This is a genomic window from Agrobacterium sp. NPDC058088, assembly GCF_042885035.1.
Taxonomy (GTDB): domain Bacteria; phylum Pseudomonadota; class Alphaproteobacteria; order Rhizobiales; family Rhizobiaceae; genus Agrobacterium.
This window is the reverse complement of record NZ_JBHVSU010000010.1, coordinates 112,168-135,988: the sequence shown is the minus strand read 5'-3', so window position 1 is coordinate 135,988 and position 23,821 is coordinate 112,168. Positions and strand designations below refer to the sequence as shown.

Annotated in this window: 15 protein-coding genes and 1 pseudogene; 13 read left to right on the top strand and 3 right to left on the bottom strand. The window is 59.4% G+C overall.

What is annotated here, in order from left to right; all coding sequences use genetic code 11:
* Window positions 1–118: 118 nt before the first annotated feature.
* The gene (locus tag ACFVTJ_RS21520; RefSeq protein ID WP_386910623.1) at window positions 119–1,267 is read left to right on the top strand and encodes an ROK family protein; all 1,149 of its coding nucleotides are present in this window, start codon (window positions 119–121) and stop codon (window positions 1,265–1,267) included.
* 94 nt (window positions 1,268–1,361) lie between these two features.
* Here the strand turns inward: ACFVTJ_RS21520 and ACFVTJ_RS21515 are convergent, their stop codons facing one another.
* Together ACFVTJ_RS21515 and ACFVTJ_RS21510 are read right to left on the bottom strand one after the other, a co-directional pair.
* Window positions 1,362–3,344: a phosphatase PAP2 family protein gene (locus tag ACFVTJ_RS21515; protein WP_386910622.1), complete on the bottom strand. Its 1,983-nt coding sequence runs from the start codon at window positions 3,342–3,344 to the stop codon at window positions 1,362–1,364.
* A 213-nt stretch (window positions 3,345–3,557) separates the two neighbouring features.
* Window positions 3,558–4,838 (bottom strand): ABC transporter substrate-binding protein, encoded by a 1,281-nt coding sequence (locus ACFVTJ_RS21510; RefSeq protein WP_386910621.1) that lies wholly within the window; start codon window positions 4,836–4,838, stop codon window positions 3,558–3,560.
* A 195-nt stretch (window positions 4,839–5,033) separates the two neighbouring features.
* Between ACFVTJ_RS21510 and ACFVTJ_RS21505 the strand changes: the two genes are divergently transcribed.
* From ACFVTJ_RS21505 to ACFVTJ_RS21480, 6 genes are read left to right on the top strand one after another with little or no spacing between them, the layout of a single operon-like run.
* Window positions 5,034–7,556, top strand: coding sequence for a hypothetical protein (locus ACFVTJ_RS21505; protein WP_386910620.1), 2,523 nt, complete (start codon window positions 5,034–5,036; stop codon window positions 7,554–7,556).
* Window positions 7,557–7,569: 13 nt separating this feature from the next.
* Window positions 7,570–8,664, top strand: coding sequence for a glycoside hydrolase family 88 protein (locus ACFVTJ_RS21500; protein WP_386910619.1), 1,095 nt, complete (start codon window positions 7,570–7,572; stop codon window positions 8,662–8,664).
* Window positions 8,665–8,669: 5 nt separating this feature from the next.
* A complete protein-coding gene (locus ACFVTJ_RS21495) occupies window positions 8,670–10,022 on the top strand; it encodes a glycoside hydrolase family 28 protein (protein WP_386910618.1) in 1,353 nt (450 codons plus the stop codon).
* Window positions 10,022–11,125, top strand: a complete 1,104-nt coding sequence (locus tag ACFVTJ_RS21490) for an ABC transporter ATP-binding protein (RefSeq protein WP_386910617.1) — start codon at window positions 10,022–10,024, stop codon at window positions 11,123–11,125. The genes ACFVTJ_RS21495 and ACFVTJ_RS21490 overlap by 1 nt, the downstream gene beginning before the upstream one ends.
* Before the next feature lie 2 nt (window positions 11,126–11,127).
* Window positions 11,128–12,123, top strand: coding sequence for a carbohydrate ABC transporter permease (locus tag ACFVTJ_RS21485; RefSeq protein ID WP_386910616.1), 996 nt, complete (start codon window positions 11,128–11,130; stop codon window positions 12,121–12,123).
* Between the two features lie 2 nt (window positions 12,124–12,125).
* On the top strand, window positions 12,126–13,175 hold the full coding sequence (locus ACFVTJ_RS21480; RefSeq protein ID WP_386910615.1) for a carbohydrate ABC transporter permease: 1,050 nt from the start codon (window positions 12,126–12,128) through the stop codon (window positions 13,173–13,175).
* A gap of 9 nt (window positions 13,176–13,184) precedes the next feature.
* Here the strand turns inward: ACFVTJ_RS21480 and ACFVTJ_RS21475 are convergent, their stop codons facing one another.
* A complete protein-coding gene (locus ACFVTJ_RS21475) occupies window positions 13,185–14,231 on the bottom strand; it encodes a LacI family DNA-binding transcriptional regulator (protein WP_386910614.1) in 1,047 nt (348 codons plus the stop codon).
* 443 nt (window positions 14,232–14,674) lie between these two features.
* Between ACFVTJ_RS21475 and ACFVTJ_RS21470 the strand changes: the two genes are divergently transcribed.
* The 6 genes and pseudogenes from ACFVTJ_RS21470 to urtB form a co-directional block, all read left to right on the top strand.
* Window positions 14,675–15,832 carry an efflux RND transporter periplasmic adaptor subunit gene (locus ACFVTJ_RS21470; protein ID WP_386910613.1) on the top strand — a complete coding sequence of 386 codons (1,158 nt, stop codon included), beginning with the start codon at window positions 14,675–14,677 and terminating at the stop codon, window positions 15,830–15,832.
* A complete protein-coding gene (locus tag ACFVTJ_RS21465; RefSeq protein ID WP_386910612.1) occupies window positions 15,829–18,972 on the top strand; it encodes an efflux RND transporter permease subunit in 3,144 nt (1,047 codons plus the stop codon). Before ACFVTJ_RS21470 ends, ACFVTJ_RS21465 begins: the two co-directional genes overlap by 4 nt.
* 575 nt (window positions 18,973–19,547) lie before the next feature.
* A complete protein-coding gene (locus ACFVTJ_RS21460) occupies window positions 19,548–20,699 on the top strand; it encodes a transporter substrate-binding domain-containing protein (protein ID WP_386910667.1) in 1,152 nt (383 codons plus the stop codon).
* A 12-nt stretch (window positions 20,700–20,711) separates the two neighbouring features.
* Window positions 20,712–21,320, top strand: a complete 609-nt coding sequence (locus tag ACFVTJ_RS21455; RefSeq protein WP_269708987.1) for an ANTAR domain-containing response regulator — start codon at window positions 20,712–20,714, stop codon at window positions 21,318–21,320.
* Between the two features lie 248 nt (window positions 21,321–21,568).
* On the top strand, window positions 21,569–22,819 hold the full coding sequence (locus tag ACFVTJ_RS21450) for a transporter substrate-binding domain-containing protein (protein WP_386910611.1): 1,251 nt from the start codon (window positions 21,569–21,571) through the stop codon (window positions 22,817–22,819).
* A 151-nt stretch (window positions 22,820–22,970) separates the two neighbouring features.
* Window positions 22,971–23,816, top strand: a pseudogene (urtB, locus tag ACFVTJ_RS21445) (urea ABC transporter permease subunit UrtB); the annotation flags it as partial.
* Window positions 23,817–23,821: the final 5 nt, after the last annotated feature.

Below are 23,821 nucleotides of genomic sequence, written 5' to 3'. Positions count from 1 at the left end.
GACCGACCCCTTATTAATACACTCTAAGTGTAATATTTGTGACAGTCCAGTGAAAAATGCGAGCGCGACCGGATGCTTCATGTTGCCGCCGCCTCGCACAGACGCTATCCAAAAGGTCATGACAACAGATCAGACGCCGCACCAAACCTTCGACCGTCAGCCGCTTGCCAGCGAGAATGAGCGTCTCATTCTGGATATCGTGCGTCGCCAGGGGCCCATTGCGCGCGCCTCGATCACCGGTCACACGAACCTCACGCAACAATCCGTACACCGGCTGATCGACGGCCTGCTGGAGCGCGGGCTTCTGCGCACCGGCGCACCGCTCAAGGGCACGCGCGGCCAGCCTAGCCCCACCATCGAACTGGTACCGGAAGCGGCTTATTCGCTTGGCATTTCCATCAACACCGACTCCGTGGTGATTTGCATCGCGGATTTCCGCTGCGATGTGATTGTCGAGGAAAAGCTGAAGATGCTTCCGGAGGACAGGGAAAAAACCCTGGCCGCATTGTCGCTGGCCCTCGAACGGCTGCTGGCGGAACACGGCATTCCGCGCGAGCGCCTGCTTGGTCTCGGTTTTTCCATGTCGGGCTTCTTTGTGTCGGAAGACCGCGCGTTTAATGCGCCCGAACCCCTGCGCGACTGGTCGCTGATGGACCTGAAGCCTATCCTTGAGAAACGGTTCCAACTGCCTGTCTGGCTGGAGAACAACGCCACCACGGGCGCGATCGGCGAAAGCCTTCGCGGTGTCGGCTCCTGGTGTCAGACCTTCGCCTATCTGTCCTTCAATTACGGCTTCGGCGGCGGCTTGATCCTGGGCGGGCAACCTTTCCACGGCTTCCATGGCAATGCCGGCGAATTCAGCGGCATATACAGCCCGGATGAATCGCCCAAACGACCGGCCCTGCAATATCTGATCGCCACCCTGCAGAAAAACGGTGTCGACATTCATTCGATCGAACCGCTCTATCAGCAGTTCGATCCCGCGTGGCCGGGCGTCGAGGAATGGCTGAACGAGACCATGCCGCAGGTGGACAGGTTGGTGGCAAGCCTGATCGCAGTCCTCGATCCGCAGGCCATCGTTTTCGGCGGACAATTGCCGCGCGCACTTGGCCAGATGATGATCGAGCGCGCCCATATGCCTTCCCAGCGCGAGCACCGGTATGGCGTCGGCCCGAAGGAGGCCAAGCTGGTTCTGAGCGAAACGGTCGGTGATCCCTCCGCAATCGGCGCAGCACTGCTGCCGCTCAGGGTCCGTTACTTCCTATAAGGCGGCCAGATCGACCCGGTGCCCAGACGGCATGTTAAATGGCGGTTAAGGGGCGCGGCCGCTTGGGCTGCGCCCTGCAATATTTTGCGTTGGCTTACTCAACAACCACAGACAGTGACGAGCCGGTATAGACCGGTCGTACCTTCACATTCCCCGCATCAATCGCAGCGAATGTGCCGGTCAGGCCATTGGCGGCAATCACATCGAACCGCGTACCGGCAGCCGGTGCGCTGCCATCGAAGGTGAGCTTTAGCGTCGCGCCGTCCAGCACCACATTGCCCTTGATGCGCAGAGCAATCTTTTGCGGATCAAGTGCCAGCGTGCCGCCGGATTGCTCATAATCGCCGCCGATGGCGACATCCTTGCCCGCCGCAAGCGAGAGCGTGCCACCCGCGACCAGCACGCCACCGGTTCCAAGCGCATCGGCAGAAGACGCAACCAAGGTTCCATCCCTGACAATCGTGCCGCCGGTATAGCTGTTGTTGCCGCTGAGCGTCAGTGCCCCGCTACCGGATTTGGCGAGACGCCCTGCCCCGGCAATATCATTCGTCCAGCGGTCTGCCGCATTGAAGCCACCAGCCGCGGCGTCCATCGTCACCTCGACGTCGCCGTCAAATGCGCCGTAACCACCGGCAGCGGCGACCAGATTGATGCGTCCCCAGCCGTTGCTGTCATCGAGCAGCGGATAACCGGCCTCGATGCCGGTGGAAAACAGCACGGCGCGACGTTGTGCGGCATCAAGATACGGCAGGCGTGTTTCGAGCAGAACCTCGGCGCCCTTCGGCACCACCATGGGGACATTGCCCACAGCCGTATTGCGGCTGAAGGAATAGGTCATGCGCCGGCGATAATCGGCCTGGTTTTTCGCCGCATCGGCATAGGGGTCATTTTCCAAACCCGCGCTATGGGCGAACTGGATCAGAGACTGGCCCTGCGGCAGGCGTTTTGCGAAATAGGCCTGCAGGTCATTATGAGCTGCCTTTTTGACCTCTGCGTTCTTAGGATCCTGCAGGACGGCAGCGGCGATCGCGGTTGCCGTTATGCGGCCACCGATCACATCGACTGGGGAATGCATGCCGGCAACGATGCGGCTTTCACCCAGTTGCGAAGCCGCCGTCAGCAACTCGGAAAAACGCTCCGGCACGGCATAGGCATAGGCAATCGCAGCAAGATAGGCGGCGTTGGTGTGCCCGCTCGGAAAACCGCCATCCTTGCCGCGGCCGCGATTTTCACGCGCATATTTCAGCGCCGGCACAACAACGCCGGCATCGGATTCGTAGCCTTCGAAGGTACGATCGCCGATGGTCTCGGTGCCCTTTTCGACGACCTCACCCTTATCGTTCATCCGCCAGGGGCGCGGAGAAGAATAGAAATATTTCGCTGGCGATGTCGTAGCTTCCGGTCCGCGGATCGCCTTCATCAAGGCCACGACGCTCTTCAACTCGGACTCGGTCGTTCCGGCTTCAGTACCCTTGTCCTCTTCCTTGCGGGTGATGACCTCGTTGGGATCGAAGTCTGCAAGTGTATGGTTGATCGTGGTTGTCGCTCCAGAACCCTCGCGATACCAATCCGCAAGCGGTCCCATGCCGTTGATCATGCTGTAGCTCTGCGAGCGCCGATCATTCATATAGGCATCGAATGCGGCGGCGGTCGTGCGGTTTTCCCCGGTCACAGACAGCACATAGCGCATGTTTTCCTGCCAGATCGTGGGATTAACGGCCTTTGCACGGCTGAAATCTGTCGAACCATCGCCGTTGGCGGCACCATCGGCCCATTTTTCATCGCCAAGCGTCCAGACGCGGTTGAAGCCTGCGAGGATTTTGATGACGGGATTGTCGCGGTCGTCATAAGCGCGAACATCCTCGCCCTTCTCATTCTTGCCCGTCTGATTGCGATAATTATCGGCAAGCGGCAGCGGATAGGCCGCAGTCGGCTCCGGCACCGTGACGGCATAACCCCGGCCCGCCGATGCATTGTTATCGAATGCTTCGGCGCTCGAAACGAGCACCAGCAACGCAACGGAGGCAAGCAGGGCCGAGCGTGCGGCAGGAATGGACGACATCTTCAGTTTGGCCATGACGGAGAATCCTGTGATTTGACGCGTGACGAAAGAGGTGCGCGCAAAGGCTCGGCGCACCGCACCGTCAGCTTTAAGCCGGGCATATGGCAGTTTTTTTTCGGCATGCTGAATAAGATCGTTCGCATGTAAAAGAACGGCCGGCAGATGGCGGCGCGATCGGCCCGAAGGATCACTTCGGGCCGATCGACCTTTTATCTCGAAGCGGCGCTTTTATTTCTTGACCGCGACAGCCTCGTTGATCTTGGCAACGTCATCTTCCAGAACCTTGTAAGTCTGGTCGAGCGTCAATTCGCCGACGATCAGCTGGCTCATGCGCTGCACGATCTGTTGGTACATGGCGCTGCCACCCTTGGCCCGTTCGAAATCACGCGCAGCCTGCGGCACGTTCTTTTTGTTATCGAGGAAGACCTGCATCGCCGCCTTGGCGTTTTCGCTCTTCAGCTTGTATTGCGGATTGGCGATCTCCGCACCCGTCAGAATGACGTAGTTTTCAGCAATTTCCCGCTGCACCTTCTCCGAGCCGAGGAACTCGATGAAATGGGCCACATCTTCAGGGTATTTGGTGCGTTTGAAGCCAACGATCGCGGTGCCACCAGGCATCGCGTAGCATCCCGCCTCTCCGCAGGGAGCATTGATCGCGGTCCATTCGAAGGTGTCACCGATCTTGTTCTGAAACGGATTGACCATCCAGTTACCGGCAAGATACGTCACGACGTTACCGTTGACGAACTCGTCACCCATGTTCTTGTACTGCGAACCGCCCGCGGCACCCCACATTTCCTTGGGGAAGCTGCCGTTTTGCATCCATGAAAACAGATCGGCGATGTATTTTTTCGCCGGATCATCCGGGAAACTGAACTTGCCGTCCTTTACATAGGTGGAGCCGTAAGAGAAGGCGCCGCCGGAGAAACGGTGGCCGGACCGGTCCATGGTGAAGGGGATCTGCACGCCCGTCGCCTTGGCGACGCGGGCGGATGCCTCAACGATCTCGCTGAATTTGGCGGTCGGGCCGGGCAAGGGTTCGCCGGCCTGCTCGAACAGCGTCTTGTTGACAAAGGGCAGGTTCAGCGTCTGCGACGCCATGTAGCCATTGATCGACTTCGGATCGTTGACATTGGGCAGGCGAAGCTGGTCGAGGCTTGCACCATGCAGTTTCGCGAAGGCGTCCGCATCCTTCATGTAAGGCCGCATGTCGAGATAATAGGGTGCCAGCTGCCAGTCGGTGATCTTGGCGATATCAGGGCCCTCGCCCACCGCCAGCTGCACCGGCAGCTGCTTGGAAACGGCATCATAACCCGACGATACGAAATTGATCGTCACGCCGGGATTGGCCGTCTCGAACTCCTTGCTGAGCGCGGCCATGCGCTGCACGTAACCCTGATCGTCATCGGTAAAAAGAAACGTAATCGTGCGTGTCTCGGCCTGCGCGGCCGAAAGACCGGCGACGGAGGCAAATACCAGGGCACTAACGCCCGAAAACAATTTCATCATGCTCATCCTCCCAATGAAAACATTTTCATAAATCGAATAAAAGCTCCTCTGCTTTGTTCGATTTGTGATGTTTTGCGGCTTGACAGAATAAACGTCAAGCTGTTTGTTTTGGCGAAATTGCACAAATCGACGCCCAAAAGCAAAAACTCGTTTGTGAAAATAATTTCATTATCGATCGACGGGAGGCGATCCATTATGACGGATGGACCATTTACGGCGAACACGTCGGAGCCCACATATACCGTCACGGACGGGGACACGGTAACCGCTTGGATCGTCTCCGATCTCGTGGAGACATCGTTTCCGGGCACGCCAGCACCGGCGGAAGATCGGGTCAACTACCGTTTCATCAACGGCTTCGTCGATGTCGGCGACCTTCCCTGCCGCAAGGCCTTCCAGCAGACCATGATTGGCCGCAGCATAGCCCCCGATACCGGCTGGCCAGTCTCCCACCTAAACCTGCCCGGCTCCAATCGCCGCGTTGAATTCACCGGTTTCTGGCATGTTCCGACCCATGTGCAGCGCTGGCTGAAGGGCACGTTTCGCAGCGAGACCGCACGTAGAGCGCATTTCCGGCTGCGAACCTGTGGCGGCGTTCGCATCTGGGTAGGCGGCGTCGAGAAGGTCCGTTTCGAACCCTTTATCCGCAATGTCGAAAGCAGCCGTGACATCGCGCTCGATCTGGCGGCCGGTGACAACGAGGTCCTGCTTCTCTGCGAGGATCTGGCGGAGCGCGACATCCTCTGGTTCTTCGAACTTGAGGTCATCGACACCGCGCCGCTCACCGTCGTGTTGCCGGTGCCACTCGACCGGGAAGAAACGAAGCGCCTGGCCGCGCTGGTGCGTGACGTGCACCCTGCCCGCGACGTGTTTTCTGGCAGCGCCCTCGAGCTCGTCTTTGGCGCGGCGCCGACAAGCGATCTGCCGGTGCACATCGCCGTCAAAAGCCATGGCCACGAACGCGCCGCGCTTGCGGAAGTGGATACGGTACTGAGGGCCGGACAGTCCTCGCTGACAATCCCGGAAACGCTTGGCATTGCCGACGGGTATCACGGCGTCAGGATCACCCTCGGATCGGGTTCCGGCACCGTCACCCGCGTCATCGACGCCGCCTTCATGCGTGATATCGCGCCGGAAGCATCCTCTAACGACATCAATGAACGGAAGAAGGCGGCTCTTTCGTTCAGCGCCCGTTTCGGCGCATGGCGCGTCGGCCGCGCGCTTGCCATGGTCGCCACCGGCAGCGATGACATCGAGACGATCGGCGGCATCATCGATGCAACGCTGCATTCTATCGACCGGCGCGAAGACTGCTCCGATTTCATCATGATCCCACTGCTGTGGCTGGTGCGCGCCCATGGGGACCAGCTGCCGGCAGATATGCGGGCACGGATCGATGCCTCGATCCTTGGTTATCGTTACTGGGTGGACGAGCCGGGCAATGACGTCATGTGGTTCTGGAGCGAAAACCACGTCCTTTGCTTCCACACCAGCCAGTTGCTGGCCGGCGACTATCTGCCAGACGCCACCTTCACCGCGTCCGGTCGTACCGGGCGCCAGCAGGCCGCGCTGGCAGCTGAGCGGCTCGAGCGCTGGTTTGACAGCGTCGAGGCGCATGGGTTGGCCGAGTGGAATTCGGCCGCCTATTACCCCGTCGATTTCATCGGCCTTCTCGCCATCGAACATTGGGCGGGGCCGGAACTTGCCGCCCGCGCCCGCCACCAGCTCGATCTCATTTTCGAAATGATCGCGTTGCATACACTCGGCGGCGTCCCCTCCGGTTCGCAAGGCCGAGCCTATGACAAGGAGCTGCGCGCCGGGCCGCTGACAGAACTGGCACCGTTTGCGCAGGTCGCGTTCGGCAAGGGCTGGCTCAACAACGGCGTCGCCTCGCTGCCGATGTTCTGCTGCGGCAACTACCTGCCGCCGGCGCATCTTGCTGCCCTCTCCCAGCTGGAAAGCGGCCGTGTGGTCGAAGCGCGTTATGCGCAGGGGCTGGAGCCTGGCAAGCTCGTACTGTTCAAGAACGAGGCCGCCCAGCTGTCCACCGTTGTCGATCACAAGACCGGCCGCAAGGGCCACCAGCAGCACGTCACTGATATCAAGCTTGCCGGCCACCCGATGGCGCGGCTCTGGGTCAATCATCCCGGTGAAGACGATCCGTGGGGCAGCCAGCGCCCGTCCTATTGGGCGGGAAGCGGCATCCTGCCGCGCGTAGCACACCACCGCGATCTGGCGATGCTGATCTTTGATACCGAAGATCACCGCAATAACTGGACCCACGCCTATCTCGGCCGCGACGGACTGGATGAAGTGCTGATTGAAGGCAACCGGCTCATCACCCGTTCCGGCCGAGGCTTTGCCGCCCTTTACGCGACGAACGGACTCGAACCCGTCACGTCTGGAGCAACCGCCAACCGCGAAATCAGATCGCCCGGCCGCCGTGCCGGCTGGATCGGCGTTATCGGCTGCGGCGACGCGCAAGCCTTCGCCGGTTTCCGCGAGAAAATTCTCGCCACACGGGTCACCTTCGATGCCGAAAGCCGGCTGCTCGCAGTGACGCCACCCGGCGGGCCAGAACTTACGCTCAACTGGGACGGCACCTTCACCATCGGCGGACAGGCCATGGCCTTCGACCATGACCAGCCGCAACCAAATATCACCTTCGACAGCGCCGACCCAGCTTCGGGCAGCGCTGCAAAACCCTTCTACTCCTAAGCGGAATTGACAGATGAACCAGCCAAGCATGGAAAAAGACACTCTCAGGACGACCATCGACAATGTCGCCGCCGCCTTCAGCCGCCTCAAAGGCATCCAGGAAGGCCTGGTCAGCGGCAGTTCCGATGGCAAGATCCAGTTCGATGAATGGGATTGGGAGGTGGGTGTTGGCCTCTATGGTTTCCTGCGCCGGGCGCTCGCCGCCAATGACCAGAAGGCATTGGATGACCTCGTGACATGGTACGGCTGGCAGATCGACCGTGGCCTGCCGCCGCGCCAGATCAACAGCTCCGCGCCGATGCTGCCGCTCGTCATCCTGACAGAACATGTCGACCGGCCGGATTTCCGCGCGCTGGTGGAGGACTGGGCCGACTGGCTGGTGCATGAATTGCCAAAAACCGAAGATGGCGGTTTTCAGCATGTCGTGAAGGAACGGCTGAACGAGGGGGAGCTCTGGGACGACACGCTGTTCATGGCCTGTCTGTTCCTAGCCCGCGCCGGCGTTGTCTGCAAACGGCAGGACTGGATCGACGAGGCCATCTACCAGTTCATGATCCATGCGCGCTATCTCTCCGACCCCGTCACAGGGCTCTGGTATCACGGCTGGACCTTCAACGGTCGCCACAATTTCGCGGACGCTTTCTGGGCGCGCGGCAATTCATGGATCACCGTCGCCATTCCCGAGCTTTTCGAACTGGTACCGACACTCTCTGGAAAGGACAAACGTTTCCTCGCCAATGTGCTTTCAAGCCAGGTGCGGTCGCTGAGAAAATATCAACGTGAAGACGGCATGTTCCATACGCTGCTGGATGACCCGACCTCGCCGGTCGAGACATCGGCAACGGCCGGCATCGCCTATGGCATTCTGCGCGGTATCGAGGCCGGCATTCTCGGTGAAGAGAACCGTCCGCATGCGGACCGTGCGCTGAAAGCCGTGCTCGGCAATATCGATGACGAAGGCGTCGTTCACGGCGTCTCCGACGGCACGCCGATGGGCCACGATCTCGATTTCTATCGCCGCATTCCCAACCTGCCCACACCCTACGGGCAGGCACTGACGATGCTGCTTTTGATCGACGTTTTCTCGAAAAGGCCAAAGGCATCGTGAGCATCATGAACATCAGACAAGACATCACAGTTGCGGCCAGTAGCCTCGACGCCACGGCGACCATCCAGCAGGCTATCGATGCCGCGTCATCAGCAGGCGGCGGGCGCGTATCTCTTTCGGCGGGACAACATGTCAGCGCCGGTCTCCAGCTCAAAAGCGGCGTAGAACTACACCTTGCCGAAGGCGCGGTACTTGCTCCCGTTTCCGATTACGAGGCTTACGCGCTGACCCGGGTTTCGGTGATTGCCGAAGACTCCGATCGCGGCATGATCACCGCCAAGGGCGCAAGCAATATCGCCGTGACCGGTCCAGGCCGCATCGAGGCCGGTGGTGAAAACTTCATCATTGGCGATGATACGGCCATGGGAACCTATATCCCGGCGAAAAAACGCCCGCGCGTGATGGTGCTGGAAGCCTGCCGGAACGTGCACCTTGAAAACCTGAACGTCAGTGGCTCCCCCATGTGGACGCTGCATATGGTCGATTGCGAGGACCTCCATTTCAGCAATCTGCGCATCGAAAACGACCGCCGCCTGCCCAATACGGATGGTATCGTGCTGGATGCCTGCCGTCGTGCGCTGATCGAGGATTGCTTCATCTCGACTGCGGATGACGGCATCTGCCTCAAGACCAGTGCCGGGCCGGATGGCAAGGCAGTGGGCGTGTGCGCCGATATCACGGTTCGCCGCTGTACTGTTTCCAGCATGAGCTGCGCGCTGAAGCTGGGCACCGAATCCTTCGGCGATTTCACCAATGTGGTGTTCGAGGATTGCAAGGTGGTGCAGTCAAATCGTGGCATGGGGCTTTTCTCCCGTGATGGCGGCGCCATGCGCAACATCCGCTTTTCACGGATCGAGGCCGAGTGCCATGAAACGCCGGGTGGCTTCTGGGGCTCCGGCGAAGCTGTCACTGTCACTGTCGTCGACCGCCGCCCGGAACGGCAGGCCGGCAGGGTGGAAAACCTTGTTATCGAAGATTTGAGCGGTTCGATGGAGGGAGCGATCAACCTCGTCTCCACCTCGGCAGCCGGCATTCACAATGTGAGGCTCGAGCGCATTACACTTGCGCAGGAGCCCGGCAGGCTCGGTACCGGCCTGCAATATGACCTGCGCCCCACCAATGCCGATATAGCGCCAAGCGCCGATGCGGCCGGCCGCGCGAATGCCTGGACGCAGGATGCTGAGGGCCGGATTGTCGGCATGGAGGATTATCCGGGCGGTATGCCCGCGATCTACCTCAAGGGCGTTCACGGTTTTTCGGCTGGTGATGTCGCCATCAAAAGAGCAATGCCCTTGCCCGAGGGCTGGAACAGCCAAGAGATCGTCGCGACGGCGAGCTCGGTTGAAGGGAGCAGGTGATGGGAAGTCTGAAACTCAAAAACCTCAACAAGGCGTTCGGCGCCGTTCATGTGCTGCATGATATCGATCTTCAGATCGAGAACGGCGAATTCGTCGTCTTCGTCGGCCCTTCGGGCTGCGGAAAATCGACGCTGCTGCGCATCATCGCCGGTCTCGAGGACGTCACCTCCGGCACCATCGGCATTGGCGGGCGCGATGTCAGCGCGCTGTCACCCGCCGAGCGCAAGATCGCCATGGTCTTCCAGTCCTATGCGCTTTATCCGCATATGAGCGTGCGCAAGAACCTCGCCTTCGGCCTGGAAAACCTGCGTTTCAAGCGGGCGGAGATCGAAAGCCGCATCAACGAGGCGGCGCGGATGCTTGCCATCGAGCCCTATCTGGACCGCAAGCCGAAACAGCTTTCCGGCGGCCAGCGCCAGCGCGTCGCCATCGGCCGCGCCATCGTGCGCGAACCTGACATCTTCCTGTTCGATGAGCCGTTGTCGAACCTTGATGCGGCACTGCGCGTGCAGACGCGCGCAGAAATCACCCGGCTACATCGCGATATCAAGACAACGATGATCTATGTCACCCATGATCAGGTGGAAGCCATGACCATGGCCGACAAGATCGTCGTGCTGCGCGCCGGGCGCATCGAGCAGGTGGGCAGCCCGCTTGAGCTTTTCGATAATCCGCGCAACCTCTTCGTCGCCGGCTTCCTCGGCTCGCCGCGAATGAACATGCTGAAGGGCATCATCACCAAGGACGAGGACGGCAGCATTGCCATCGATGCCGGCCATGGCGTGGCGCTCCCCTGCCTTGTCGATCCCGCAACCGTCAGTCCCGGACAGGCGGTTCTGGCGGGCATCCGACCCTCACATTTCACCATCGCGGATGCCGGTCTGCCCTTCGAGGTGCAATACCACGAAAGCCTCGGCACCGAGACCTATCTCTACGGCAATATCACGGGTGAGAAGGACCAGATCATCGTACATCAGGCTGGCCATTTCGCGCCCGCCTCCGGCTCGGTGCTCAAAATCATGCCTGCGCGTGAGAAGGTCCATGTCTTCGATCCCGCCAACGAACTGGCGCTGCCGCGCCTTGCGGGCGAAGGGAGGGGGTAAGCATGGCAAATCCAAAGCTTGCGAGACTGTCCGACCGCGCGCTCGACGCCGTGATGGCGGTTGCCGAAGTGCCGCTCAACTTCATCGAGCGGCTGATCGGCAAAAGGCGCATGCCCTATATCTTCCTGATGCCGAACCTCATTCTTTTCGGCATCTTCACCTTCCTGCCGATTGCCATCGCCGTCGGTTACGCCTTTACCGGTGGCACTGAACTTTTGATCACCGACCGCCCCTTCGTCGGTTTGGAGAATTTCGGCAAGCTGCTGGATTGCCAGAGCTATATGGACCCCGGCAGCTGCCGGGAATCTCTGTTCTGGACGGCAATCTGGAACACGCTCTGGTTCGTCGCTTTCAACGTCATCGCCACGCTGCTTGTGGCGCTCATAACCGCTCTCATCCTCAACAGGGCGATTGCCGCGCGCGGTTTCTTCCGCGCCATGTTCTTTTATCCCGTCCTGCTGTCGCCCGTCGTCATCGGCCTCATCTGGAAATGGTTTCTGGACCGCAACGGCCTGCTCAACGCCTTCTTCCAGATGCTGGGCGTGCCGCCGGAAATCTTCCTGTTGGATGTCGGCTGGTCGCGCTTTTTCGTGGTGGTCGTTTCGGTCTGGTTCCACATGGGCTTTTATACGCTGATCCTGCTCGCAGGCCTTCAGGCCATCCCGAAGGACCTCTATGAAGCCGCCGCCATCGATGCCGCCTCGCCCCGACGCACGCTTTTGCGCATCACCCTGCCGCTTCTTGGCCCGAACCTGCTTGTTGTGCTCATCCTGTTGATGATCCGCTCCGTGCAGATTTTTGATGAGGCGTGGGTTTTGACCAATGGCGGCGGGCCGGGCACGGCCAATACGTTTGTGGTGCAATATATCTACCAGATGGCTTTTGGCAGCGACCTGAGGCTGTTTGGCCTCGCATCCGCCGCCTCGGTTCTGATGGGCCTTGTGCTTCTCGCACTCACCCTCGTGCAATTGCGTCTCGGCAAAAAGATGGAGTCCTGACCATGTCCAATGCCGTCTCTTTCCTCACGCGCACCCGCCGTCCTGGCCGGATCGGCCTCACCGATATCCTCTCCTGGGTCTGGCTCATCGGCGGCACACTCGCCGTCCTCATCCCGGTTGTCTGGGCCGCCATGTCATCGCTGAAACCGGAAGCCGAAATCACGCGGTTTCCGCCAAGTCTCCTGCCGCGCGCTGCCGTGCAAGTGGAGGTTCAGGGCTACGACAGGCCGCTCAGCCTGTGGAAGGCCACCGTCGATGGCGCAGAGCGTGAGATGGCCATGGTCCGCCGCATCGGCCTCAAAGCCCAGATGGTGGACCCTGCCAATCCGGGCCCGCCCATTAGTGTCAACACACGGGAAATAACGCCGGTTCAGAAGCTGACCATCGCGACGGAGAATTTTACCGATCCGCTGACACAGTTCAGCTTCCTGACCTTCCTCAAGAACTCGGTCTTCGTCACCGTCGTCGCAACGGTCCTGACGCTGATCGTCAACGCGATGGCAGCCTTTGCCCTCTCCAAATACCGTTTCCGTGGCGAGAAGGCGATCTTCGTGCTGATCATCTCCACCTTGATGATCCCGCTCACCGTCGTCATGGTGCCTGCCTATCTCGTCATCGTCGGTGTCGGTCTCGTCGATAATCTCTGGGGCGTCATCATTCCCACCGTCGCGACGCCGACAGGCGTCTTTCTGCTCCGGCAATATATGCTGACCATCCCCGATGAGCTGATCGAGGCGGCGCGTGTCGATGCCGCCAGCGAATTCCGCATCTTCTGGCGCATCATCCTGCCGCTGACGGCCCCGGCGCTCGCGGTTCTCGCCATCTTCTCGGTGCTGTGGCGCTGGAACGACTTCCTCTGGCCGCTGATCGTTCTCAGCAGCCGTGAAAACTTCACGCTGCAGGTGGGCCTCAATGCCTTCCAGGGCGAGTTCTCGGTGCAATGGCATTATATTCTCGCCATGACCTTCCTCAGTCTCGCACCCGTCACCGTCGTCTTCCTGTTCCTGCAGCGCTACATCACGACAGGGATTGCCGGCACGGGCATGAAATAAAACCACAAATCATTTGGGGGGCGGCGCGATGCTGCCCCTCAACACCAGCCGGCAACCAAGTTCCAGCCGGTGCGCCGGGCGCGTCGGGTCGGCCGCCACAAGCCGCTGCTCCAGCAGCGAAAGGGCTGCACCGCCCAGCCGATCAGCCGGCAACTGAATAGTGCTGAGCGGCGGCGCGCTGAAGGCCGCCGGCATGATATCGTCGAAACCCAGCACCGAGACATCGTCCGGCACCCGGATACCAGCCTCCGTCAGCGCTTTCAGACAGCCAAGCGCCAGATTGTCTGCCGCGCAGAAGATCGCGGTGGCATTTCTGAGCGGCTTTTCTTCGGCCAGCAGCCGGCGAATGGCGGCCTCGCCCCATTGCGGCTCATAGCTGTCGACCTCGACCACCATATCCGCAGGCACGGCAAGGCCCGCTGCGAGATACGCGTCGCTAAAACCATCGTAACGGCGCCGGATCGTCGTGCGGCCCTTCCAGGTGATATGCAGAATATTGCGATGCCCGAGCGACAGCAGATGCTCGATGCCTAGCCGCGCGCCAAAACGGTTTTCAGCCGTTACCGTATCGACGATCATCGCCGGGTCTTCACCATTGATCAGCACGACCGGTCGCCCAAGCGCCGAGAGCGCCGCGACCAGCTGCGGCCTGTCATCATTGAGAACCACGATACCATCGACATTGTCGGCATCCGCAGCAGCAGCCACAGAGAGCGGATCAATGCGGCTTGTCGCGCTGACATAAGGAACGATGCGAATGCCACGCCGCTCACACTCACGACGAAAGCCGTTCAGCATCGTCCAGCTGACCATGTTGAGGTCGCTCTGAGGGGCGGCATCATTGGTCATCGCCAGAAGCACCACACGCAGGGTGGCGATCGTCGCCTTCTGCCGGCGGTTTTCGAGATAACCGAGCGTACGCGCCGCCTGCAGCACCCGTTCGCGAACCTGCGTGGTCAACGGAGCGGTGCCATTGATGGCATGCGAAGCCGTGCTCAGCGAAACATTCGCCTCCCGCGCCACGTCCTTAAGCGTCGTTTTCCGGTCTATTTTCATAAAGGGGAAATCCAACCACTTTTCTTCGGACGGTGCGAACAGAAAGCCTGCCCCACGCAGTCGATCTGAAGAATAGCCGTGCCTGTTTGCTGCGCTCTAGTCGCTGGAAGACTACAGCATCATGCGTAAACGCGGAATTGATTTCTTTGGTTTTTCTGACGCCTACCAAGTTCGCGCCGAGTGAATTTTGTAATCATCCTTCTCTCATAGCCTCAGATGTAACGTCTGCCCGCGGCCGGCAGGGGCGAATAGCCGTCAGAGAATATTTCAATGCAAAATAGCTCGTCTTTTGCGATGCGAAGGTCAACCGTACACCGCCTCGGCATGGCGGTCGCTCGGCAAACACCTGGCGTCCATCAAACCGTAAGGTTTGAATCAACGGACTCGCCCTGAACCAAAATCGTCGTCGTGCGTTAAATGGCGGTTTTTATGGAGTGGCAAACATGAAGAAGCCGACGTTAAACGTGCTTGCCGCTCCCCGCGGCCTTGTGCTGTTCGGTGTTTCGACAGCGTTCCTTTCGATCGTTCCAGTCGTTGCGTCCGCCGATGAGGTCCGCGCGGTGCCCATCACCGCCGTGACTGTGCACACGGAAACCATCCCACGCGTCATCAACGGCATCGGCACGGTTGCCGCACTGCAGTCCGTGGTCGTCCGGCCCCGTATCGATGGCCAGGTCACCGGGATTTCCTTTGTCGAAGGTCAGGTTGTTAACAAGGGTGACGTGCTGATGACGCTCGACGATCGAGAGTTGACGTCCACGCTTGCGTCAGCAAGGGCCAAGAAGGCGCAGGACGAGGCACAGTTGAACAGCGCGCGAACCGACGCGCAACGCTATACAAGCCTTGCCGAAAAAGGAATAGCGTCGGCGGCCACCCTCGAACAGAAGACCGCATCAAGCGAACAATACGCCGCAGCCGTTCAATACGATGACGCGATGATTAAAAACGCCGAAACACAACTCGGCTTTGCGAAGATCACGGCGCCGCTTTCAGGGCGAACGGGCTTTAAACAGGTCGATGTCGGCAGCGTCATCAGCGCGAGTTCGACTGAGGGCATCGTCACGATCACGCAGATGGACCCGATCGGGATTTCGTTCGTCGCCCCCGGCGACAGGTTCGGTGACATCAGGCAAGCGATGAGCGAGGGCGTGGCCGAGGTGACGCTTGTGACGACCGACGGGTCTCGCACGCTCGCCACGGGCCGCTTGACGACGATGGACAATGCTGTCGACGGATCAAACGGGTCGATCCACCTCAAGGCCACTTTCGACAACAAGGCGGGTGCTCTGTGGCCGGGCCTCCCCGTCGCGACAATTTTGACCGTCGAGAAGCGGAAAGGCGTGGTCGTGCCGGACAAGGCACTGGCTCGCGGCCGGGACGGGCTCTACGCCTACGTCGTCGGCCCGGACGGCAAGGTCGCAAAACACGCGGTCAAGACGGCCTTCGTGACGGACGCCCGGGCGCTGGTCACGGAGGGCATCGCTGACGGCGATCAGGTCGTCATGGATGGCCAGTCACGCATCGGCGACGGTGACAAGGTCGAGGTCACGCCATGGACAGGCTCGGCGACAGGTGAATTAGCCGGGAATGCAACGCCATGAGCGAGGATGTCCGAGGCACAAAACAGTCGTCGGCATCCGGCTTCTTCGATTTCTTCATCATGCACCCGGTCGCCACCGGGTTGATCATGGCCGGTATCTTTCTTGTCGGGGCGATCTGCTATCCTTTCATGCCGGTGTCGGCGTTGCCGCAGATCGATTTTCCAACCGTCCAGATCGCCGCCAGTCTCCCCGGCGCTTCCCCCGAAACCATGGCGTCAAGCGTCGCGCAACCGATCGAGGAAGCTCTGTCCCGTGTCAGCGGCATTTCGGAGATGACATCGAACAGCTCGCTCGGCACCACCTCGATCACCGTGCAGTTCGGTCTCGACCAGGATATCCAGACGGCGGCGAGTGACGTGCAGACTGCCATAAGCGAAGCGGCGGGAAAGCTTCCGAAGGACATGACCACACTCCCGACCGTCAGGAAGGTCAATCCAGCTGATGCGCCGATCATGCAGCTTTCGGCAACCTCCGATACCCTGACGCTTCCGCAACTTGACGAATATATAGAGCGCAACGTCGCCTCCAAGATCGGGCAGGTCTCCGGCGTCGCGTATGTCAACATCGGTGGGAAGCAGAAACCCGCCATCCGCATTGCCGTTGATCCTGGTCGGCTTGCACAGGCTGATGTCACACTCGAGGATGTCAGGTCGGCCATTGGCGGCCTGAGCATCAGCGCGCCAAAGGGTAATATAGACGACCCGACCCGGACCTTCCCCATCTATACCAACGACCAGATCGGCAGCAGTGCCGAATGGAACGACGCGGTCATTGCCTATCGCAATGGCGGTCCGGTGCGCATCCGCGATATCGGCCAGGCGGTCGATGGTGCGGAAGACAACAAGATGGCGCACTGGACGAATGGTGAGCGGGGGATAGCGCTCGACGTCTTCCGCCAGCCCGGCGCAAACGTCATCGCGGTCGTTGAGGCGGTGAAGGAGCAGCTTCCCGCCCTACAGGCGTCACTACCGAAATCCATCAAGCTTGAACTCGTCACAGACCGGACGACGACGATCCGCGCATCCGTCACCGATATCCAGTTTACCTTGATGCTGACGATCGGGCTGGTCGTCGTCGTGATCTTTCTTTTCCTGCGAAACCTGCGCGCTACGATCATTCCTGTGTTGACGCTGCCGATCGCGCTCGCAGGTTCGCTTGCGCCGATGTGGGTTCTTGGCTTCAGCCTCGATAATCTGTCGCTCATGGCCCTTGTTGTGGCGGTCGGCTTCGTTGTCGATGACGCAATCGTCATGCTGGAAAATATCACCCGTCATATCGAGAATGGTGTGGAACCGCTGCAGGCGGCGCGCACCGGAGCCAACGAAATCGGCTTCACGATCGTCTCCATCAGCCTATCGCTGATTGCCGTCCTTATCCCCATCCTCCTCATGGGCGGGATTGTCGGGCGAATGTTTCGCGAGTTCGCAGTCACGTTGACGGTCGCGATCATCATTTCCGCCGTCGTTTCTCTGACCCTTACCCCGATGCTGTCATCGCGCTTCATCCGCAATGTCGACGAGACGAGCCACGGCCGCTTCTACAAGGCGGGTGAAGCGTTTTTCGAGTGGATCACGAACCTCTATATTCGCAGTCTGGCACCCGTGATCCGCTTCAAATATCTAACCCTCGCATTCTTTCTCGGAACGGTCGCAGCGACCGCGTATCTGTTCATCGTCATCCCCAAAGGCTTCTTCCCGGAGCAGGATACCGGGTTTATCGGCGGGCTGTCTCAGGCGTCGCCGGATATTTCGTTTACGGAAATGGCGAAGCTTCAGGAGCGGGTCAGCGCGATCATCATGAAGGACCCCGCAGTTTACAGCGTCTTCATGGACATTGGCGGCGGCAATGGCGGCAACGCGATGAACCAGGGCCACGTCAATATCACCCTGAAACCGCTTGAAGAACGCGACGTCAGCGCCAAAGAGGTAATTGCAAGGTTGAGCACCGCGCTCAATGCCCAGCAAGGCATCAAACTCTTCATGCAGTCGGCACAGGATATCAACATCGGAGCCCGACCGGCAAAGACACAATACCAGTTCACGCTACAGGACGCTAACATCAAGGAACTGGGCGACTGGGCGACGAAGATCACCAGCAAGCTGCAAGGCCTGCCCACGCTGCGGGACGTCGGCAGCGACCAACAGGCCGAAGCCCCCAACCTGTTCGTCAAGATTGATCGTGCCGCTGCGACGCTCTATGGCGTTCTGCCGTCGACAATCGATGACACGCTCTACGATGCATTCGGCCAGCGCCAGGTGGCTTCTTATTCGACGCAGACAGACACCTTCAGGGTGATTCTGGAGGTGTTGCCAAACCTGCAGCGCGATCTTTCGACGCTCGACAGGCTTTCGGTCAGGGCGACGAACGGAACGCTTGTGCCTTTGTCGGTTGTCGCGAAGTGGTCGACGGATGGCGTCGCTCCCGTTTCGATCTCCCATCAGGGCCAATCGCCGGCAGTGACCGTCTCTTTCAACCTTTCGCCATCGGTTGCACTCGGGCAAGCGACCGCAGCAATCGAGAGCGCAGTTGCCGAGATGCATCCGCCGGGCTCCTTGCAGACGAACTTCTCCGGCAGCGCCAAGGCATTCAAGGATTCGCTGTCCACGATACCATTGCTCATCCTTGCGTCCCTCGTTGTCGTCTACATCATTCTCGGCGTCCTCTACGAAAGCCTTGTTCACCCGCTGACCATTCTCTCCACCCTGCCCTCGGCTGGTCTGGGCGCATTGCTCGCTTTGGAATTTGCCGGCTTCGACTTCGGACTTGTGGCGATGATCGGCGTCATCCTGTTGATCGGTATCGTCAAGAAGAATGGCATTATGCTCGTCGATTTCGCGATACAGGCAGAGCGCGAAGACGGCCTCAGCAGCGAGGAGGCCATCCTGAAGGCGGCACGGATGCGGTTCCGCCCAATCCTGATGACAACGATGGCGGCGCTCCTCGGAGGCCTTCCGCTCGCCATTGGTCATGGATCGGGGTCGGAACTGCGCCAGCCTCTCGGCTACGCCATCGTTGGTGGACTACTGGTCAGCCAGTTGTTGACGCTTTATACGACGCCAGTCATCTACCTGCTGCTGGACAAGGTGCGCGGGAAGCGTGGCCATGCTCGGCAATCATTTGCTCAAGGTCACGCGAGCTGACGCCGCCTCCCAAGTCTCGTGGCTTCGAAATGACCGTTGCGAGCTTGCGAAACAGCGACCGTATTTCGAGGCGGCCCATGCCGGTTAAGATGATCGTCGCACAGCCCCATCTCATCAACCGGTTTGGCACCTAAGACATCGAGCCCGACACCAGCGCGGAATATCTGATCGAGCCGCTCAAGGCACCGGGTTACGAGACAAAGCCAAGTGAGATGAACTGCGGTTTACAGGCTATCGAGATCATTTCCCAAGGCTTGGCCGGCAGCGCCGATCCACCACGCGAGGGAATTTCTTCGGGAGAGTGAGCGGCTACGCTGCCAAAAGCCGGAAAGCCCAGTGGATAGGATAAGCAGCAGCCCCCTTGAAACGACGGTTGAAATCTATGCCGCGAGGGCACCGATAACACCGCATTGCTCCGCACGATGGGCTCTTTGGGAAGGCTTTCGTTACGCTATTGTCACCAGGCAAAGAAACTGACACTATCATCGCTTAGGCCCCAATGGGCCGCTGATATTCCATGAGCAGGGTAGCTCTCGACCGGCAACGGGCGGGAGCTTTTTTATTTTTTGGTGGCGATGATGACTTCAGAAAGCTGGCGCGTCGGTGTGCTGTTCTCCGAAACAGGCGTAACCGGAGCCGTGGAACAAACCCAGAGAGCGGCCACGTTGCTGGCGATCGATGAAATCAATGCAGCCGGCGGCGTCCTTGGCCGGGCAATCGAGCCTGTGGCCTACGACCCGCGATCAACTCCCAATCTCTATAAGGAACTTGCGGTCAGGCTTTGTGATGAAGATCGTGTTCGGGTTGTTTTTGGCTGCCACATGTCGAGCACCCGTAAAGCCGTTCTGCCCGTCATCGAGGCTCGCGACGCGTTGCTGTTTTATCCGACGTTATACGAGGGGTTCGAATATTCCCGGCATTGTATTTATACCGGTGCAGCTCCCAATCAAAACTCCGTCCAACTGGTTGATTTCCTGACCAAGCACTATGGAAAGCGGGTTTTCCTGGTGGGGTCAAACTACGTCTACCCCTATGAATCGAACCGGACGATCAGCGACCTTTTCCTGCAACTCGGCGGGCAGGTTCTGGACGAAATCTATGTTCCACTGAACCTCAAAACCGAGGACGTCGCCAAGATCATCCGGCACATTCGAGCGGCACAGCCGGATGTCATCTATTCGACGATCGTTGGCGATGGTATCATTCCCTTCTACACTGCATTCAGGGACGCAGGTTTTGATGCAGCGAAGATGCCGATCGCCAGTCAATCGACAAGCGAGGCAGACGTGATCCGTATGCGGCCGGAAGTTGCCGAGGGGCATATAACGGCGGCCCCGTTTTTCGCCTCTCTGAATACACCCCGCGCTCGAGCCTTCGTTTCGGCTTACCAAAAGCGTTATGGCGTGCAGATGCTACCAACCGCTCCGGCCGAAGCGGCCTATTTCCAGGTCTATCTCTATGCGGCGGCGTTGCAGCGGGCCGGTAGCGATGGGCTAGAGCAGCTTCTGCCAGCACTCTATGAGGTCGAATACGATGCCCCACAGGGCGCTGTGAAGATAGACAGGATGACAAACCACACGCATCTGTGGCCAAGAGTGGCGAGGGTCAATGCGCAGGGCAGCTACGAGATCGTCTACGATCCTTCTCTGCGGGTGGCGCCGGATCCGTTCATGCGAGAATATCGCCCGGATTTGGCGCAGACTTTACCACATCGCGTTAAGGTCTGAGAGGAAGTGACGATGTCTTTCGCCCTTCTCAGAGATTTGCGGGATCTCAAGGTTCTGGTCATACATCCCCGGACATCCGAAGGAGAGTTTCTCGTCGACCACCTGCGCCGTATCGGCTGCACCGTCAGTTGCCTCTGGCCAGTGCCTGCAGAATTGCCCCACGGCACGGACGTCGTGTTCCTTGCCATGGAAGATGAGGCACGGCCGGAAATTGAACGCCTGCTGAAGTGTCTTCCCAATCCTGCTCCAACCATGCTTGCCATCGTGGGCTACGAAAACCCCTCGACGTTGCAGATCGTTCTGGAAAGCGGCGCGCTCGCCATTGTCGAAAGGCCGATCAAACCGTTCGGCCTGCTCACCAATCTCGCTATCGCCCGCAGTCTCTGGCTCGAGCGCCAAAAGCTCATCAAGGAGGCGCGCAAATATAAGCGCAAGGTATTGGGAGACCAAAAGCTCGCCCGGGCGAAGGCCATTTTGATGGCCAATCGCGGTACGAGCGAGAATGAAGCGTATCGCGAAATGCGCGAGCAAGCGATGGCACGACGCGTGCCGATCGATGAAATCGCCAATTCGATTATCAACGCTGAACAGCTCTTGCGCCCTTCCCAAAAACATGATTAGTTTTTGATGTGTTCCAGATGAACACCTCCGGCACATCCCTTCTTTTATCGAAGCCATGTGTCGCTGTTGCACGCGGCGCAGCCGTGATGCGGTGATGGCAAGGGTGCCCGCAGGCTTTAACAAGCCTCGCGGGTTTTTTGTTGTCTGCTGACAGTGACGTCAGCCTTCCTACACTTTTTTCGGCATGAAGCCTCGCCATGGAGCCGGGCAGTGCCACCGCGTGCGCCAATCAAAAAAGGGGAACCAAGATGGTGTTCAACAGACGTGAATTTCTCAAAACCGCAGCCACCGCTTCCGCCGCACTTGCCCTGCCCGCGCTGGGCGGTCGGGCCTTCGCAGCCGATGCGATCAAGGTCGGTGCACTCTATTCCCAGACGGGTGGGCTTTCCGTCGCCGAAAAGCTTCTGGCCAACGGTGTCATGATGGCCGTTTCCGAAATCAACGCCGCCGGCGGCGTTCTGGGCCGCCCGGTCGAAGTCGTCGTGGAAGATGGGGCCTCCGACCCGAAAACCTTCAGCGAAAAAGCGTCGAAACTAATCCTCAAGGACAAGATTTCCACCGTCTTCGGTTGCCACACTTCTGCCAGCCGCAAGGCCGTGCTGCCGATCTTTGAACGACGCGGCGCGATGCTGTTCTATCAGACGCACTATGAAGGCTTCGAATGCTCACGCAACGTCGTCTATTCCGGCGCTGTTCCAAACCAGCAACTCTCCAATTACATTCCATGGATCGTCGAAAAGCTGGGCAAGAAGAAGTTCTTCATCGTCGGCTCGAACTACGTCTACCCGCGTGAAATGGCCAAGGTTTCCAAGAAACTGATTGAAGCGGCCGGCGCTGAATGGGTCGCAGACGAATATCTGGAACTTGGCCACTCTGAGTGGGCGGTCATGGTCAGCAAGATCAAGGAATCCGGCGCGGACGTCGTTCTTTCCAACGTGGTCGGAGACTCGATCATCGCCTTCTACCGCGAATTCAAGAATCAGGGTCTTTCGCAGGAGGTTATCCCGATCTGCGCGACGGTGACGTCCGAAATCGAGATTGCGGCCATGGGCGCCGAATATGCGGCAGGCAGCTACACCTCATTCCCCTATTTCATGTCGATAGAAACGCCAGCGAACAAGAGCTTCATCGAACGCTTCAGGACATTCGTCAACGATCCCAAAGCCGTGACGTACCATTCGCTTGAGGCGGCCTATTTCCAGGTGTTCCTCTGGAAGCAGGCAGTCGAAAAATCCGGCGACCTGTCTGCCGACGCGATCCGGGCCGGCATTCGCGGCCAGACCTACGAAGCACCTGGTGGCAAGGTGACGACCGACCCCGACAACCTGCATTGCTGGCTGACGCCGCGCATCGGACAGTGGCAGTCGGATGGCCAGAGTAAGGTTGTCAACGCCTACCCGGCACCAATCAAGCCGTTGCCCTATTCGGCCTATGGTGAGACGGAAAGCAATCTGTTCTGCACCAGCAACGGTCTCGACGCAGCAAAGCTCAAGGGCTGACCCCTGCCCGCTTTGTCCCGCCAACCTGGTTGGCGGGACCATGTCTCGGCAAGGCGGATCTGCGTTTTTTCTTTGCTCATTGCCAATCCGCGTTCAGCATTGGCAAGTGAAAGGAGACCTCTGATCCGCCCTTCTTACGAACGGTGGCGTTATGCTCGATATTCTCTTCATCGGCCTCAGTCTGGGCTCGATCCTTCTTTTGGTGGCACTCGGTCTCGCCATCACCTACGGCGCAATGGGCGTCATCAATATGGCCCACGGCGAAATGGTCATGATCGGCGCCTATGTCGCCGTGCTCTCGGGCATCTGGCTGAAGGCAAGCCTTCTGCTCGCCATCCCGCTGGCCTTCGTCATAACTGCAGTGCTCGGCCTGTTGATCGAACGAGTAGTCGTTCGGCGGCTCTACGGCCGTCTGCTCGACACGCTTCTGGCCACCTGGGGCATCGCCATTCTTTTACAACAAGCCGTAAGGCTCGAGTTAGGCCTCACATTTTTCGGCATTCACATCGAAGGCCTTGGCGCCGGATTGCAAAATGTCGCGGTGCCTTCCTATCTTCAAGGCACGTTCAGGCTCGCCGGTGCCGACATCAACGCCTATCGCACCTTCATCATCGCGGTGACAGCCGCGCTGACGCTGGCGACATGGTTCATTCTCTACCGTACGGCAGCGGGCATGCAGGTGCGGGCCATCATCCGCAATCCGAAAATGGCTGCCGCTTGCGGCATCGATGTGAAACGCATCAATGCCCTGACCTTCGCCTTCGGTTCCGGTCTTGCCGGTGTCGCCGGCGTGATGATGTCCGGCTTCAAGACCGTTTTCCCTGACATGGGGACGACGATGGTCGTCGACGGTTTCATGGTCGTGGTGACCGGCGGCGTCGGCAGCCTTTTCGGCACGGCGCTGTCTTCGGGTCTTCTGGGTGAAATCAACGCGCTGGTGGCCATCGGCACGAACGACATTCTGGCACGCGCCGTCGTGTTCGGGGTCGTCATTGTCGTCAT